Source organism: Bradyrhizobium sp. LeoB3 (assembly GCF_055456055.1).
This window is the reverse complement of record NZ_JBVBEF010000018.1, coordinates 73,332-89,646: the sequence shown is the minus strand read 5'-3', so window position 1 is coordinate 89,646 and position 16,315 is coordinate 73,332. Positions and strand designations below refer to the sequence as shown.

The following is a 16,315-nucleotide window of genomic DNA, read 5'->3' as shown; positions in this document are numbered from 1 at the left end:
AGATCTTTTCGGAAAACCGATTTCCCCTTTTCCGGATCATGCTCTAGATCTCCGCCGCGCTGCGCCCGGAGCGCCTGACAATGCCGCTGGCCTCGAGTTCGCGCAGCCGCGCCGTCTGCTGGCGGTAGTCGAGAAAGATCCAGACGATCAGCAGCACCACCACGGCTGCTACCAGCCCGTAGGATGTCGCAATGAAGGAGGCGTAGGGGCCGAGCGCTGCCATCATGCCGCCTTTTGGTTGGCCTGCATCATCTGCAGGCTGCGCACCCTGCGGCGCAGGATTTCGTTCCGCATCGCCGCCAGGTGCAGCGTGATGAACAGAAGCGAGAATGCGACCGCCATCACCAGGAGCGGAATCAGGAAGGCATTATCCAGCGTCGGCCCGCCCATCCGGATCACGGATGCCGGCTGGTGCAGCGTGTTCCACCAGTCGACCGAGAACTTGATGATTGGGATGTTGATCGCGCCGACCAGCGTCAGCACCGCGGCGGCGCGCGCCGCGCGCGAGGGATCCTCCACCGCGCGCCACAGCGCGATCAGGCCGAGATACATCAAAAACAGGATCAGCACCGAGGTGAGCCGGGCATCCCATTCCCAATAGGTCCCCCACATCGGCCGGCCCCATAGCGAGCCGGTGACGAGGGCGAGGAAGGTGAAGGCGGCGCCGATCGGGGCTGCGGCCTTTGCCGCGACGTCAGCGAGCGGATGTCGCCAGACCAGCGTGCCGAGCGAGGCGATGCTCATGATGCCCCAGACGAACATCGACAGCCACGCGTTCGGCACGTGGATGAACATGATCTTGACTGTCGCGCCCTGCTGGTAATCGTCCGGCGCCATCGCGGACTGGTAGAGCCCGATCAGGAGCAGGATCGCGGTCGCGCCCGCCAGCCACGGCAGCACGCGCGCGGTCAGCGCGAGGAATTTCGTGGGGTTCGCAAGGTCGATCAGGCTCATGGCTTTCTCTGATAGTCGCGGCCGGCGTCGCAAGCAATTGGCCCAAAACCTCTCGTGAAGAGTTGATTGATCTCAATCCAGCCCATGCCGCAGGCTGGCGGCTGCGGCAAAAGGCCCGACCACGAAACTCACCAGCGACAGCGCGCACAGGATCGAGAACGGGGTTCCGAACGACAATGGGCCCATAATCGCGGCTTGCGAGGCCGCGACGCCGAAAATCAGCACGGGAATCGATAGCGGCAGCACGAGCACGGCCAGCAGCAGCCCGCCGCGGTGCAACGTGACGGCGAGCGCCGCCCCGATCATGCCGGTGAAGGTGAGCGCGGGGGTGCCCGCCAGCAGCGTCAGCGCCACCGCCAAGGTCGCGGTGCCATCGAGATTGAGCAGCAGCCCGAGCACGGGCGTTGCCACGATCAACGGCAGGCCGGCGGCAAGCCAATGCGCCAGCGCCTTCGCCGCGCAGGCGAGTTCCAGCGGCGTCCGGCTCATCACGATGAGATCCAGCGAGCCGTCCTCGTGGTCGGCCATGAACAGCCGGTCCAGCGTCAGAAGGCTCGCCAGCAGCGCGCCGAGCCAGAGGATCGCCGGTCCCAGCCGCGTCAACAGCGCGAGGTCCGGCCCGACCGCGAACGGCATCAGCACGGTGACGGTGAGGAAGAACAACACGCCGATCAGCGCGCCGCCGCCGACGCGCAGCGCAATCCGGATGTCGCGCCGAATCAGTGCCGAGAGCGCGGTCATGACCCAGCCCCCATGCGCATTTCCCTGACATCGATGCCGAGCGGGGTGTGGGTGGCGGCGATCAGGATGCCGCCGCCTGCGAGATGATCGCGCATCAAAGTGACGAAGAGGTCCTGGCCTTTGGTGTCGAGCGCGGAGGTCGGTTCGTCCAGCAGCCAGACCGGCCGTCGCGCGACCAGCAGCCGCGCGATCGACAGCCGTCGGCGCTGGCCAGCGGAGAGGTAGGCGGCGGGCAGATGGGTCGCATGGTCAAGACCGACGGAGGCGAGGCATCGGCCGGCGTCATCCGATTCGCCGCCGAGAAAATCCCGCCAGAAGGAAAGATTTTCGAGCACGCTTAAGCCCGGCTTCAGCGCGTCGCGATGGCCGAGATAGTGCGCCTGCTCGGCCACCGTCAGTTCGGCCTCGCCGCCATCGAGCGTGATCGAGCCGTCCGACGGCACCAAGAGGCCGGCGATCACGCGCAACAGCGAGGTCTTGCCCGAGCCGTTGGGGCCGGTGATGGCAAGCGCTTCGCCCGATGATGCTGCAAAGCCTAATCCGGAAAACACTTCGCGGCCGCCCCGCACGCATCGCAAGTTTTGTCCCGAGAGCCGCATCATGCCCTTCACGGCCCTCTAGATCTGTCCAAGCACGATCGCCGCGCAGACGCTTCGCGTTTGTCGCGGGGAGAACCGGTCCCCACTTTTTCGGATCATGCTCAAAGAAATCTTTCGCTAGCCGTTGAGAATTTTTGGGTGGCGCAAGGCTGTGGCGCGCTCGTCGGTGTGGCGGCGCTTCTAGAAAGATTCTATAAGCCCCGGAACTTGATGCAGCACACCATCGGCCTCCGCAAGCGGGAAGCCGACCTCGCCGCTGCCGGTATAAAAATACCCTTGCCGGGTATAACGGAATAAGTGGGATTTCCTCGCATGACATCGCTCGACAGCTTCAAATGCCGCAAGACCCTCAAGGTCGGTGGCAAGACCTACGTCTATTACAGCCTGCCTACGGCAGAGAAGAACGGTCTGAAGGGCATTTCGAAGCTGCCATACTCGATGAAGGTGCTGCTTGAAAACCTTCTGCGCAACGAGGACGGCCGCACCGTCAAGAAGGAAGATATCGTCGCAGTCAGCAAGTGGCTGAGGAAGCGCAAGCTCGAGCATGAAATCGCCTTCCGCCCCGCGCGCGTGCTGATGCAGGATTTCACGGGTGTTCCGGCCGTGGTCGATCTCGCGGCGATGCGCAACGCGATGCAGAATCTCGGCGGCGACGCGGAGAAGATCAACCCCCTGGTGCCGGTCGACCTCGTCATCGACCACTCCGTGATCGTCAACTTCTTCGGCGACAACAAGGCCTTCGCCAAGAATGTGGTCGAGGAATACAAGCAGAATCAGGAGCGCTACGAGTTCCTGAAATGGGGCCAGAAGGCATTCTCGAACTTCTCGGTGGTGCCGCCTGGTACCGGCATCTGCCACCAGGTCAATCTCGAATATCTGGCCCAGACGGTCTGGACCAAGAAGGAGAAGATGACGGTCGGCAAGAAGACCGGCACCTTCGAGGTCGCCTATCCCGATTCGCTTGTCGGCACTGATTCGCACACCACGATGGTTAACGGCCTTGCCGTGCTCGGCTGGGGCGTCGGCGGCATCGAGGCGGAAGCCTGCATGCTCGGCCAGCCCTTGTCGATGCTGCTGCCCGAAGTGGTCGGCTTCAAGCTCAAGGGCCAGCTCAAGGAAGGTGTCACCGCGACCGACCTGGTGCTGACGGTGACGCAGATGCTGCGCAAGCAGGGCGTCGTCGGCAAGTTCGTCGAGTTCTTCGGCCCCGGCCTCGATTATCTTTCGGTCGCGGACAAGGCGACGATCGGCAACATGGCGCCGGAATACGGCGCGACCTGCGGCTTCTTCCCGGTGGACGCCGCGACCATCGATTATCTCAAGACCTCCGGCCGCAAGGCGGACCGCGTCGCGCTGGTCTCAGCCTACGCCAAGGCGCAGGGCCTGTTCCGCACGGCGAAATCGACCGATCCGGTGTTCACGGAAAAGCTGATTCTCGATCTCAAGGATGTCGTGCCGTCGATGGCCGGGCCGAAGCGCCCAGAGGGCCGCGTCGCCCTTCCTGCGGTCGCGACCGGCTTCGCAACGGCGCTCGCCAGCGAATACAAGAAGGCCGATGATGCGGAGAAGCGCTATCAGGTCGAGGGCCGCAACTTCGATCTCGGCCATGGCGACGTCGTGATCGCGGCGATCACCTCCTGCACCAACACCTCCAATCCGAGCGTCCTGATCGGCGCCGGCCTTTTGGCACGCAACGCGGTCGCCAAGGGCCTGAAGGCGAAGCCTTGGGTGAAGACCTCGCTTGCCCCGGGCAGCCAGGTGGTGGCGGAATATCTCGCCAATTCCGGCCTGCAGGCCGATCTCGACAAGGTCGGCTTCAACCTGGTCGGCTTCGGCTGCACCACCTGCATCGGCAATTCCGGCCCGCTGCCGGAAGAGATTTCGAAATCGATCAACGACAACGGCATCGTCGCCGCCGCCGTGCTGTCGGGCAACCGCAACTTCGAGGGCCGCGTCAGTCCTGACGTGCAGGCGAACTATCTCGCCTCGCCGCCGCTGGTCGTCGCGCACGCGCTGGCGGGCACCGTGACCAAGGATCTCGCGGTCGAGCCGATCGGCGACGGCAAGGACGGCAAGCCGGTTTACCTGAAGGACATCTGGCCGACCGCGAAGGAAATCAACGCCTTCATGAAGAAGTTCGTCACCGCGTCGATCTTCAAGAAGAAATACGCCGACGTGTTCAAGGGCGATACCAACTGGCGCAAGATCAAGACGGTCGAGAGCGAGACCTATCGCTGGAACATGAGCTCGACCTATGTGCAGAACCCGCCCTATTTCGAGGGCATGAAGAAGGAGCCCGAGCCGATCACCGACATCGTCGAGGCGCGGATCCTCGCCATGTTCGGCGACAAGATCACGACCGACCACATCTCGCCGGCCGGCTCGATAAAGCTGACGTCGCCAGCCGGTAAATTCCTGAGCGAGCATCAGGTGCGGCCCGCCGACTTCAACCAGTATGGTACGCGGCGCGGCAACCATGAGGTCATGATGCGCGGCACCTTTGCCAACATCCGCATCAAGAACTTCATGCTCAAGGGCGCCGACGGCAACATTCCGGAAGGCGGAAACACCAAGCACTGGCCCGACGGCGAGCAGATGTCGATCTACGATGCCGCGATGAAGTACCAAGCGGAAGGCGTGCCGCTGGTGGTGTTCGCCGGCGCCGAGTACGGCAACGGCTCATCGCGCGACTGGGCGGCCAAGGGCACCCGCCTGCTCGGTGTTCGCGCGGTGATCTGCCAGAGCTTCGAGCGCATCCATCGCTCCAATCTGGTCGGCATGGGTGTGCTGCCACTCACCTTCGAGCCGGGCACGTCATGGCAGTCGCTCGGCATCAAGGGCGACGAGAAGGTCACGATTCGTGGCTTGCAGGGCGATTTGAAGCCCCGCCAGATGCTGACGGCGGACGTCACCTCCAGCGATGGCAAAGTGCAGCATGTCCCGCTGCTTTGCCGCATCGATACGCTCGATGAGCTCGATTATTATCGCAACGGCGGCATCCTGCACTACGTGTTGCGCAAGCTCGCGGCCTAACGCGGATTTGTGATCGGTGCCTCACTGCTACGTGAATGGCTAGGAAAATGCGGGCGGCCTATGAAAAAGGCCGCTTTCGCACGTCAGGGGCATACTCTTCAGGGTCGTCTCTCATGTCCCGTACAATTACGGATGGAAATCATCACGATCGGTTCTCAGAATGACAGCGATGATGGCCTATAATCGTCTTTCGCTTTGGTCCGGCGCGCTCAGTGTTTGCGCCATTATCGCGATCATCCGACCGGCCCACGCCGATCCCCGTGCGGTCGTCGAGCTCTTCACCTCACAGGGTTGTTCGTCCTGCCCGCCGGCCGACAAAATCATCGGCGAACTCGCCAAGGACCCGAATGTCATCGCGCTCAGCATGCCGATCGACTACTGGGATTATCTCGGCTGGAAGGACACGCTGGCTGATTCGCGCTTCAGCGCGCGCCAGAAAGCCTATTCGCATGTGCGCGGCGACCGCGACGTCTATACGCCGCAAGTCATCGTTAACGGCTCGGCGAAGGTGATCGGCAGCGATCGCGTCGGCATCGAGACTGCGATCAAGGATACCGCGACCGAGGGCGTGATGTCGGTGCCGGTGACGATGTCGCTGTCCGGCAGGCAGATCAATGTCTCGGTGGCGGCCAGCAATGGGCCGCGCGTCAAGCATGGCGAAGTCTGGATTTGCTCGATCTCCAAGGCGGTGCCGATCTCGATCGGGCGCGGCGAGAATCGCGGGCAAGAGATCACCTACCACAACGTGGTGCGTAACCTGTTGAAGGTCGGCGACTGGAATGGCAGCGCGGGAAGCTGGACCGTGCCGATCGAGAACATCTCGCGTGAAGGCGTCGACGCCGCCGTCGTCTATGTCCAGGACGGCAATCGCGACAAGCCGGGCCCGATGCTCGGTGCGGCCATGACGCCGCTGCGGTAAGGTCTAAATCAAACCCGCCACATCCTGTCATTCTGGGCGCGCATCGCGCGAACCCGGAGTCTCTCGCCATCAACCTCCAGATTCCGGGTTCACGCTGTCGCGTGCCCGGAATGACGTGTCGTGAGGGACCCCAAAAAAGAAAAGGACCAACTCTCGTTGGCCCAGTCAAAAGGGAGTTAACTCCCCTGCGAACAGGCCCGGTCCCGACGGCCCCGGGGGGCTGGGGGCTGAGGAATCCGGAACCGAAAGAACCGGGCCAACGCAGGATTTCCTTTTCGCAGGGCAGCGGGGCGGGCGGTGGGCGGAAGTGGGGCAGCAATAAGATTCTTTCTAACGATACTGTGACTCCTGGAAAATCTTCCCATTCGTCGCACGGCGGCTCTGAACCCTTGCGGCGCTGCCCGGTTAGCGCAATCATGTCAGCCGCATGACAGGAGGCGCTTGATGATATCGATATCGGAGGACACCGATCCAAGCGGGCTTCGCGCGGCGGCGCGGCCCGTCGCTGCCAGCCCGCTACAGAACCGCGTCACGTTCAATCGTCTCGAACTCAATCGCATCCTCAATCTCTATGGCCGTATGGTCGCCGACGGCGAGTGGCGCGATTACGCGATCGACTTCCTGAAAGATCGCGCCGTATTCTCGGTGTTCCGCCGCTCCTCCGAAGTCCCGATCTATCGAATCGAAAAGGACCCGCGGCTCGCCCGCAAGCAGGGCATGTACAGCGTGATCTCGGCGACCGGCCTGATCCTGCGCCGCGGCCATGAGCTGGAGCGCGTGCTGCTCGTGATCGACCGCAAGCTGGCGGTTGTTTAAGGCCGCGGCGTCCGTCATTCCGGGGCGCGAAGCGAACCCGGAGTCTCGTGCGGCAAATTGCGCTCTCACCAACCTCTGGATTCCGGGTTCGCGCTTACGCGCGCCCCGGAATGACAGAGAATTAACGCCGGCCCGGATCGTCGGTCGGCACCGTGGTGGCGCCGTCGCCGAGCGCGCGCTGCATCATCACCGTGTCGAGCCAGCGGCCGAATTTGAGGCCGACGCTCGGATGGGTTCCGATCAGCGTGAAGCCAGTCTTGAGGTGAACGCCGATTGACCCGGCGTTGGCGGAGTCTCCGATCACCGCGATCATCTGCCGGTAGCCGCGCGCCTCGCATTCGCTGATCAGCCGCTGCAGCAGTTGCAGGCCGATGCCACGGCGGTGGATCGAGGGATCCAGATAGATCGAATTCTCCACCGTGAAGCGATAGGCCGGACGCGGGCGGTAGGCCCCGGCATAGGCATAGCCGACCACGCGTCCGTCAAGGAAGGCGACGAAATAGGGAAAGCCGCCATCCGTCAGCGCCCTGAAGCGGCGCGTCATCTCCGCGAGGTCCGGCGGGACCAGCTCGAACGTCGCGGTGCCGAAGCGCACCGCGTGCTCGTAAATTGCAGTGACGGAGGGAAGGTCGGCCTCAGTGGCGGGCCTGATCTCGACGGCGGACATGGCGGCAAGATAGCAGCAGGTTTCCCGGGAGCAACGCACTCCTTATCTGTCATGGCCGGGCTTGACCCGGCCATCCACGCCTTTCTCGCCAAGGGTGGATGCTCGGGAACGAGCCCGGGTAGGGGACTGAGCGCGCAAACGAAAAGCCCCGGCGGTGAGGCCGGGGCTTCGATCGTTGGTACTGCCGGAGGCGCTTAGTCGCGCTGTCCGAGGAGCTGCAGGAGCAGCGTGAACAGGTTGATGAAGTTCAGGTAGAGCGAGAGTGCGCCGGTAATCGCCGCACGCTCGGCAATCGCGCCACCCTGCGAGGCGTAGCCGTAGATGTAGTCGTTCTTCAGCCGCTGGGTATCCCAAGCGGTGAGGCCCGCGAACACCAGCACGCCGACCACCGAAACGATGAACTGCAGCGCCGAGCTCGCCAGGAACAGGTTGACCAGGCTGGCGATAATGATGCCGATCAGGCCCATGAACAGGAACGAGCCCATGCCGCTCATGTCACGCTTGGTGGTGTAGCCGTAGAGGCTGAGCGCACCAAAGGTCGCCGCGGTGATGAAGAACACCCGCACGATCGAGGTGTGCGTATACACCAGGAAGATCGACGACAGCGAGAGGCCCATCAGCGCCGAGAACACCCAGAACAGGAGCTGAGCAGTCGCGGGCTGCAGCCGGTTAATGCCGGCCGAGATCACGAACACCATCACCAGCGGTGCGAGGATGAACAGCCACTTCAGCGGGCTGACGAACATCGCATAGCCGAACTGCGTCAGATAGGCGTTGCCGAACTTTGCGACGGCTGCGGACGGATCCGCCGTCACCGCCGCCATATAGACGCCGAGCGCGGCCAGGCCCGTGATCGCTAGGCCGATCGACATGTAGTTGTAGATGCGCAGCATGTAGGCGCGCAGACCGGCGTCGACCGTCGCAGTGTCAATGCGACCGGCGGCCCGGCCGAAGGGAGAGGCATAGTTACGGTCTAGGTCCGACATGGTCGAATTCCCGTGGTTGTTCCGGTCGCAAGGGATTTGCGGGACCGAGTATAATCTATCTCAGATAGCGCGGCCTGCGGACATTAAAATCCGTGTCATCAAACCGCCCATCCGACCCAAGGCGTATGTGGGAAACTAACACAACCGCCGCAAGCTTCCACGCGCGGCTGAATGTCGCTCTGGCCCTTATTTCAAGGCAAAACCGGTGTTAACCGGCCTCGTTCCCCGCTTCAAATTGTCACAAATTCCGCAACACGGCGGCGGGCTTCTGGTTCAAGGCCAGCAGCGTGCCGGCCAGCCCGAGCCCGACCGTGACGATCAGGGCCGCGACCACCACCGCCGCAGCGCTGCCGGCCTCCCAGACGAAACTCAGCGTCATCAGCCGGGTGACGATCAGCCAGGCGGCGATCGAGCCGGCGAATACGCCGAACAGCGCGGTGGCGAAGCCGATCATGAGATATTCGAGCGCATAGGCGCCCAGCAGGCGGGCGCGGGTGGCGCCGAGCGTCTTCAGGATCACCGCGTCATAGACGCGGTGGCGGTGGCCGGCGGCGAGCGCGCCGCCCAGCACCAGGATGGCCGAGATCAGCGTCACCGCGCTGGCGCCGCGGATCGCCAGCACGAGATTGGTGACGACGCTGCCGATGGTCTCCAGCGCCTCACGGACCCGGACGCTCGTCACCATCGGGAAAGCGTCGGAGACCTGCTTGATGATGCGGGCGTCATCGGAAGGGGACGGATGCGCCTCCGTCAGGGTCGCCACATGGCTGTGCGGGGCGCCCTTGAAGGCGTTGGGCGAAAACACCAGCACGAAATTGATGCCGAGCCCCTGCCAGTCGATGTTGCGGAGATTGGCGATCTTCGCCGAAATGTCGCGGCCGAGCACGTTGACGACGATCTCGTCGCCGATCTTGAGCCTCAGCCCGTCGGCGATCTTCTTCTCCATCGAGACCAGGGGCGGGCCGTGATAGTCGGCGCCCCACCATTCGCCCTCGACGATCTTCGAGCCTTTGGGAACCTCTCCGGTGTAGGTCAGGCCGCGGTCGCTCTGCAGCACCCATTCGGCGTCGACCGATGGTTTCAACTCGTCCGCCTTGACGCCGCGGGCGGCAACGATGCGCCCGCGCAGCATCGGCACGTCCTCGACCGTTCCGTCCGGCGTGGTCTGCTTCAGAAAAGCGCTGAACCGGTCGGCCTCGGTGGAGGGAATATCAATGAAAAAGAACGAGGGGGCGCGGTCGGGCAGCGCGGCGAGGAACTGGCGGCGCAAATTGCCGTCGATCTGGGTGATGGTGACGAGCACGGCGAGCCCGAGGCCGAGCGAAAGCACCACCGATGGCGTCAGCGCGCCGGGCCGGTGGATGTTGGCGACCGCCAGCCGCACCATGGTGACGCGGCTACGCGGCAGCCGGCGCGCCAGCGCCATCAACCCGGCGGCGATCAAACGCAGCAGCACGAAGACTGCGATGGAGGAGGCGACGAACACGGCGGCGATGCGCTTGTCGTAGGAAAGTCCGACCGCAACCGCGATCAATAGCACGATCACCGCGCCCATCAGCGTCAGATAGCTCCAGCGCGGCCGGTGCCATTCGCTGGCGACCGTATCGCGGAACAGCGCCGCCACCGGCACGTCGTGCACCCGGCCGAGCGGCCACAGGCCGAACGCCAGCGCGGTCAGGAGGCCGTAGACGAACGACAATGCAAGTTCATCGGGATGCAGCGCCGGGATCACCGGCAGCGGCAGCAGCTTTCCGAATATGCCGACGATGACGAAGGGCAGGGCCGCGCCGAGCGCCAGCCCGATCACCGAGCCGATGGTGGCGAGCACGATCACCTGTGTCAGATAGATCGTGAAGACGTCGCGGCCGGTGGCGCCAAGCGCCTTGAACGAGGCGATGACGTCGCGCCGGCGATCAATGTGGCTCTTGACGGCGTTGGCGACGCCGACGCCGCCGACCAACAGCGCGGCGAGCCCGACCAGGGTCAGGAACTGAGTGAAGCGATTGATATTGCGTTCGAGTTGCGGCGAGGCGTTGTCGCGGCTGCGGATCTCCCAGCCAGCTTCGGGCAGCGCATTGCGCGCGCCACCGATGAACGTCGTGGTCGCGCGGTCGTCATTGGCGTTGCCCGGCAGCTTCACGCGGTAGATCCAGCGCACCAGGCTGCCGGGCTGCAGCAACCCGGTTGCGCGCAGGCCCGCCTCGCTGACAAGGAAGCGGGGGCCCAGGCCAACGCCGCCGACGAGCTTGTCCGGCTCGGCCTCGACCACGCTGCGGATCTGGAACGTCGCGCCGCCGATGCTGACGTCGTCACCGAGCTTCAGATCAAGCCTCGCCAGCAAGGTCGAATCGACACCGGCACCGAACACGCCGTTGCGTTCGGCGAAGAGGTCGGAGACCGGCATCTTTGGATTGAGCGTCAGTTCGCCGAGCAGGGGATAAGACCCGTCGACGGCCTTGAGTTCGACCAGCGCCAGCGTGCCCGCCGGATTGCGCGCCATCGCGCGCAGCGTTGCGCCGACTGAGACGTCGCCATGTGTGCGCAGGAACGCGATCTCGGCCGGCTTGGCCTCGCGCTGCATCAGGGAAAAGCTGACGTCGCCGCCAAGCAGCGAGCGGCCCTCGCGTGTCAGCCCTTCGCTCAGGCTCGCCGCCACCGAGCCGACGCCGGCGATGGCCATCACGCCGAGCGCGATGCAGGCGATGAAGACATAGAAGCCGCGCAGGCCGCCGCGCAACTCGCGCAGCGCATAGCGTAGAGCAAGCGACGGTGCGCGGCTCGTCGTGGCAGCTTCGACAGCAATGCTCATGTTGCGGACTGTCCGTCGATCCGTCCCGAGCGCAGCCGCACCACGCGGTCGCAGCGCTGCGCCAGCGAAGAATCATGGGTGACAAGCACCAGCGTCATCCCGCGCTCGGCATGTTTGGTGAACAGCAGGTCGACGATCTGCTTGCCCGTTGCCTCATCGAGATTGCCGGTCGGCTCGTCCGCGACCAGGATCGCAGGATCGGGCGCCAGCGCACGCGCGAGCGCCACGCGCTGCTGCTCGCCGCCAGAGAGTTGCGTCGGATAGTGGTGCAGCCGGTGGCCGAGGCCGACCGATGTCAGTTCCGTGGCGGCGCGTTCGGCAGCGTCGGGATTGCCGGCAAGTTCGAGCGGCACCGCGACATTTTCCAGCGCCGTCATGGTGGGGATCAAGTGGAACGACTGGAAGACGATACCGACCTGGCGCCCGCGGAAACGCGCCAGCGCGTCCTCATCCAGCGTATTGAACGGCGTGCCGTTGACCACTACCTCGCCGCTGTCGGGACGTTCCAATCCCGCCATCACCATCAACAGCGTCGACTTGCCCGAGCCTGACGGCCCGATCAGTCCGATCGCTTCCCCCGATGCCACACGAAGGCTGATATCTTTCAGGATATGAACCCGGGCTGCACCGGTGCCGAGCGAGAGGTTGACGTTGGAAATGGAAATGGTCTCCGGCGCAACGCCGGAAAGCGAAGAGGATTCTATGAGACTGTCCATGGCTCGGTCATATGGCACTTCCGCGGCGCGGGTCGAGGGCCGGATTGCGACCCTCGTGCACATACTTGTGTTGATTGTGGCCTTGATGACGGTGGCTACGGCAACGGCACAGGGACAATCGGCCGGGGCGGCCAAACCGATCAAGATGGTGGTATTGGGCGATTCCTTGAGCGCCGGGCTTGGTCTTCCGGCCAATGCCGCGTTCCCCGCGAAACTGAAAAAGGCTTTGGAGACCAAGGGGATAAGGGTCGATATGATCAATGCCGGGGTGTCCGGCGACACCGCCTCCAGCGGCCGCGAGCGGCTCGACTGGTCAGTGCCCGAGGGAACCGACGCCGTCATCCTCGAGCTCGGAGCCAACGACGGGCTGCGCGGCACCGATCCTGCGGTGACCCGTGCCGCTCTCTCCGACATTCTGTCGCGGCTGAAGGCGCGCGGAGTGGCGGTGCTCATCTGCGGCATGCTTGCGCCGCCCAACTACGGAAGCGACTATGCGGCGCGCTTCAATGCGATCTATCCGGAGCTTTCGAAATCCTTCGGCGTGCCGCTTTACCCGTTCTTTCTTGAAGGTGTCGCGGCCGACGCCAAGCTCAACCAGGCCGACGGCATGCATCCGACCGCCGACGGCATCGACATCATCGTAAAAAATATGCTGCCCACGGTGGAGGCATTTGTTGGCACGATCTCTGGGCAACGGAGTTGAAAAGCAGGCAGTGGACAAGCCTGGCTTGCGGTTTTTCCGTAGGTTTACGAGCTGTTAATGTCGCATGCTTCGCAGAGTCATATAAGTCGGCTAGAAATAATCACCGGTGATTCGCTGCCGGGCTATTCTCAGCGAGGGCTCTTCGAGCTCACGCTCTGCATCGAGGATCTTGCGATGCCGCGTCTGTTCACTGGACTGGAAATCCCGGCCGAGATCGGCCAGACCCTTTCCGGCTTGCGTGGCGGCCTTCCAGGCGCACGCTGGATCGATCCCGAAAATTATCACGTCACCTTGCGCTTCATCGGCGATATCGACGGCGCCTCTGCCAACGAGATCGCGTCGATGCTGCTGCGGATCAACCGCAAGCCGTTCGAGGTCAAGCTGCAGGGGCTGTCGAGCTTTGGCGGACGCAAGCCGCGCGCCGTGGTTGCCTCCGTCGAGCCGAGCAAGCCGTTGATCGACCTGCAGGCCGAGCTTGAGCGGTTGATGCAGCGGATCGGGCTCGATCCGGAAGGGCGCAAATTCACGCCGCATGTCACGCTGGCGCGGTTGCATGACGCTTCGAGCCAGGACGTCGCCGACTATCTCTCGGTGCGCGGCTACTTCCCGAGCCGCACCTTCCTGGCTTCGCGCTTCGTGCTGTTCTCCTCGCGCGCCTCCACCGGCGGCGGACCCTATGTGGTCGAGGATTCATACGCGCTGAGCGCGTGAGCGCCGGTCAGGGCGTAGATGGCGACGTGGGGATTCCTCCGGGCCAACCACCGGGGCATGACCGCCGTTAGAATTTGTCATAGCCCCGGCGTCATTCACGGCTTGCAATTTTTCGTCCTATAGGGCGGAAAGGGGCATGCTCTCCACCTCGCCGAGTTCCTTCCGCGCGCATTATCAGGCTCTCGTTGACTCCGGGGCGATCGAAGCCGATCCGGAGCAGGCTCGCGTCGCCGACGCTTTCGGCGCGCTCGAGGACCGCCTTGCAAGCTATAAGCCCTCGCGCAAGCAGGGCCTGTTCGGCCGGCTGTTCGGCGGCGACAAGAACGAGCCGCCGCACGGGCTGTACGTCCATGGCGAGGTCGGCCGCGGCAAGACCATGCTGATGGACCTGTTCTTCCAGCAGTGTCCGATCGAGCACAAGCGCCGCGCCCATTTTCACGAATTCATGGCCGAGGCGCACGAGCGGATCTACGGCTACCGGCAGCAGATCGCGCGCGGCGAGATCGCCGATGCCGACGTGATCGCGCTCACCGCGCAGGCGATCTTCGATGAGGCCTGGCTGCTCTGCTTCGACGAATTCCACGTCACCGACATTGCGGATGCGATGATCCTGGGGCGGCTGTTCGCCAAAATGTTCGAACTCGGCACCGTCGTGGTCGCGACCTCCAACGTCGCGCCGGAAGATCTCTACAAAGGCGGCCTGAACCGCGCATTATTCCTGCCCTTCATCGCGCAGATCTCCGAGCATATGGACGTGCTGCGGCTCGATGCGCGCACCGATTTCCGTCTGGAAAAACTTGCCGGCGGGAAGATGTGGCTGGTGCCGGCCGATGAGGAGGCGGAGGCCGCGCTGAATACGGCCTGGGCCAGGATGACCGGCAATGCGCCCTGCAAGCCGCGCGACATTCCGATCAAGGGTCGCATCCTGCAGGTGCCCTGCTCGTCGCATGGCGTGGCGCGTTTCAGCTTTGCCGAGATTTGCGAGAGGCCATTGGCTGCCTCCGACTATCTGAGACTCGCGCACGATTATCACACCATTCTGATCGATCGGATCCCGGTGATGGATCTGGCCGATCGGAACGCTGCCAAGCGCTTCATCTCGCTGATTGATACGCTCTATGACAATGCCGTGAAACTGATGGCCTCTGCCCAAGCCAACCCGGTGTCGCTTTACCTCGCGACCGAAGGTGTCGAGGCCAACGAATTCAAGCGCACGTCCTCGCGCCTGATCGAAATGAGCTCGGCCTCCTATCTGGCGCTTCCGCACGGGAAGCGAAAGGATTCCACGGCCAGCGGCTCGAGCACGGGACTGGTGGAGACTTAAGTGCGTCACCCAGTCGTTCCGGGTGTCGCGCAGCGATGAACCCGGAAGCTCGAATCACAATCTCCAAATCCGGGCTCGCGCTGACGCGCGCCCCGGAATGACAGGCAACGCTGGTATGCCTGCGATCAGGATGCGGAGCCGGCCCGACAATTGGGCATGGCCGCGACTTGAATGGATCATTCGAAAGGGATAACCAGCGATCCGGTCTGCTATCCATCCTCCTCTTTGTGCTCAAAGGACAGATTTCCCATGGCGCGCGACAAGATTGCTTTGATTGGCTCCGGCCAGATCGGCGGAACGCTGGCTCACATGATCGGCCTGAAAGAGCTTGGCGACGTCGTGCTGTTCGACATCGCCGAGGGCGTGCCGCAGGGCAAGGCGCTTGATATCGCACAGTCCTCCCCGGTCGACGGCTTCGATTCCAAGCTGGCCGGCGCCAATTCCTACGAGGCGCTCGATGGCGCCAAGGTCTGCATTGTCACCGCCGGCGTGCCGCGCAAGCCCGGCATGAGCCGCGACGATCTCCTGAGCATCAATCTGAAAGTGATGGAGCAGGTCGGCGCCGGCATCAAGAAGTATGCCCCCGACGCCTTCGTCATCTGCATCACCAATCCGCTCGACGCCATGGTCTGGGCGCTGCAGAAGGCCTCCGGCATGCCGAGCAAGAAGGTCGTCGGCATGGCTGGCGTGCTCGATTCGGCGCGCTTCCGCTATTTCCTCGCCGACGAGTTCAACGTCAGTGTTGAGGATGTCACCGCCTTCGTGCTTGGCGGTCATGGCGACACCATGGTGCCGCTGACGCGCTACTCCACGGTCGCAGGCATCCCGCTCCCCGATCTGGTCAAGATGGGCTGGACCTCGCAGGCGCGCATCGACGAGATCGTCGACCGCACCCGCAATGGCGGCGCCGAGATCGTCAACCTCCTGAAGACCGGGTCGGCCTTCTATGCGCCGGCGGCATCCGCGATCGCGATGGCCGAGAGCTATCTGAAGGACAAGAAGCGCGTGCTGCCTTGCGCCGCCTACCTCAACGGGGAATACGGCGTGAAGGATATGTATGTCGGCGTGCCTGTGGTGATCGGCTCCAAGGGAGTCGAGCGCGTGGTCGAGATCGAGCTGGCCGGCAAGGACCGCGAGGCGTTCGACAAGTCGGTTGGCGCGGTACAGGGTCTGGTCGACGCCTGCAAGAAGATCGCGCCCGATCTGCTCGGTCATTGATTTCGTTCAGTTTTCGGCCCCGATCGGGGCCGAAAGCGTTTCTGGGTTGCAGTTCTTTTGGTATGTGGTATGCCAACTACCAAGGTGAACTGTAGAACTTCGCCGTAGAGGGTTTTGGG

Annotated in this window: 15 protein-coding genes; 7 read left to right on the top strand and 8 right to left on the bottom strand. The window is 63.6% G+C overall.

All coding sequences use genetic code 11. The annotated features are described in order from the left end of the window. Positions 1-43: 43 nt before the first annotated feature. The 4 genes from ccmD to ccmA all read right to left on the bottom strand — a co-directional run bounded on the left by ccmD (position 44) and on the right by ccmA (position 2,294). Positions 44-223 carry a heme exporter protein CcmD gene (ccmD, locus tag ACZXDY_RS15255; RefSeq protein WP_409334867.1) on the bottom strand — a complete coding sequence of 60 codons (180 nt, stop codon included), beginning with the start codon at positions 221-223 and terminating at the stop codon, positions 44-46. Continuing rightward, on the bottom strand, positions 223-954 hold the full coding sequence (locus ACZXDY_RS15250; RefSeq protein WP_130228363.1) for a heme ABC transporter permease: 732 nt from the start codon (positions 952-954) through the stop codon (positions 223-225). The genes ccmD and ACZXDY_RS15250 overlap by 1 nt, the downstream gene beginning before the upstream one ends. A gap of 72 nt (positions 955-1,026) precedes the next feature. Next, positions 1,027-1,695 carry a heme exporter protein CcmB gene (gene ccmB / locus ACZXDY_RS15245; protein WP_028166225.1) on the bottom strand — a complete coding sequence of 223 codons (669 nt, stop codon included), beginning with the start codon at positions 1,693-1,695 and terminating at the stop codon, positions 1,027-1,029. Continuing rightward, complete coding sequence (gene ccmA / locus ACZXDY_RS15240; RefSeq protein WP_028166226.1) at positions 1,692-2,294, bottom strand: heme ABC exporter ATP-binding protein CcmA; 603 nt, start codon at positions 2,292-2,294, stop codon at positions 1,692-1,694. Before ccmA ends, ccmB begins: the two co-directional genes overlap by 4 nt. A 312-nt stretch (positions 2,295-2,606) precedes the next feature. Here ccmA and acnA point away from each other — a divergent pair, with 312 nt between their 5' ends. The 3 genes from acnA to ACZXDY_RS15225 all read left to right on the top strand — a co-directional run bounded on the left by acnA (position 2,607) and on the right by ACZXDY_RS15225 (position 7,062). After that, positions 2,607-5,327, top strand: a complete 2,721-nt coding sequence (gene acnA, locus ACZXDY_RS15235; protein WP_464346045.1) for an aconitate hydratase AcnA — start codon at positions 2,607-2,609, stop codon at positions 5,325-5,327. Between the two features lie 160 nt (positions 5,328-5,487). Then, positions 5,488-6,246 carry a DUF1223 domain-containing protein gene (locus tag ACZXDY_RS15230; protein ID WP_464346044.1) on the top strand — a complete coding sequence of 253 codons (759 nt, stop codon included), beginning with the start codon at positions 5,488-5,490 and terminating at the stop codon, positions 6,244-6,246. 444 nt (positions 6,247-6,690) lie between these two features. Then, the gene (locus ACZXDY_RS15225; protein ID WP_028166229.1) at positions 6,691-7,062 is read left to right on the top strand and encodes a DUF2794 domain-containing protein; all 372 of its coding nucleotides are present in this window, start codon (positions 6,691-6,693) and stop codon (positions 7,060-7,062) included. A 121-nt stretch (positions 7,063-7,183) separates the two neighbouring features. On the opposite strand, the gene ACZXDY_RS15220 is transcribed toward ACZXDY_RS15225, so the two are convergent. From ACZXDY_RS15220 to ACZXDY_RS15205, 4 genes are all read right to left on the bottom strand, one after another. Then, positions 7,184-7,729 carry an N-acetyltransferase family protein gene (locus ACZXDY_RS15220; RefSeq protein WP_464346043.1) on the bottom strand — a complete coding sequence of 182 codons (546 nt, stop codon included), beginning with the start codon at positions 7,727-7,729 and terminating at the stop codon, positions 7,184-7,186. A gap of 194 nt (positions 7,730-7,923) precedes the next feature. Next, positions 7,924-8,715, bottom strand: coding sequence for a Bax inhibitor-1/YccA family protein (locus ACZXDY_RS15215; RefSeq protein WP_028166231.1), 792 nt, complete (start codon positions 8,713-8,715; stop codon positions 7,924-7,926). 238 nt (positions 8,716-8,953) lie between these two features. Next, the gene (locus ACZXDY_RS15210; protein WP_464346042.1) at positions 8,954-11,524 is read right to left on the bottom strand and encodes an ABC transporter permease; all 2,571 of its coding nucleotides are present in this window, start codon (positions 11,522-11,524) and stop codon (positions 8,954-8,956) included. Then, positions 11,521-12,240, bottom strand: a complete 720-nt coding sequence (locus tag ACZXDY_RS15205; protein ID WP_464346041.1) for an ABC transporter ATP-binding protein — start codon at positions 12,238-12,240, stop codon at positions 11,521-11,523. Before ACZXDY_RS15205 ends, ACZXDY_RS15210 begins: the two co-directional genes overlap by 4 nt. A 55-nt stretch (positions 12,241-12,295) precedes the next feature. On the opposite strand from ACZXDY_RS15205, the gene ACZXDY_RS15200 reads away from it, so the two are divergent. The 4 genes from ACZXDY_RS15200 (at position 12,296) to mdh (ending at position 16,196) form a co-directional block, all read left to right on the top strand. Beyond that, the gene (locus ACZXDY_RS15200) at positions 12,296-12,943 is read left to right on the top strand and encodes an arylesterase (RefSeq protein ID WP_464346058.1); all 648 of its coding nucleotides are present in this window, start codon (positions 12,296-12,298) and stop codon (positions 12,941-12,943) included. Between the two features lie 174 nt (positions 12,944-13,117). After that, positions 13,118-13,654 (top strand): RNA 2',3'-cyclic phosphodiesterase, encoded by a 537-nt coding sequence (thpR, locus tag ACZXDY_RS15195; RefSeq protein WP_028166235.1) that lies wholly within the window; start codon positions 13,118-13,120, stop codon positions 13,652-13,654. 136 nt (positions 13,655-13,790) lie between these two features. Then, positions 13,791-14,978: a cell division protein ZapE gene (gene zapE / locus ACZXDY_RS15190; protein WP_464346040.1), complete on the top strand. Its 1,188-nt coding sequence runs from the start codon at positions 13,791-13,793 to the stop codon at positions 14,976-14,978. A gap of 249 nt (positions 14,979-15,227) precedes the next feature. Then, a complete protein-coding gene (mdh, locus tag ACZXDY_RS15185; protein ID WP_028166237.1) occupies positions 15,228-16,196 on the top strand; it encodes a malate dehydrogenase in 969 nt (322 codons plus the stop codon). The last annotated feature ends 119 nt before the right edge of the window (positions 16,197-16,315 follow it).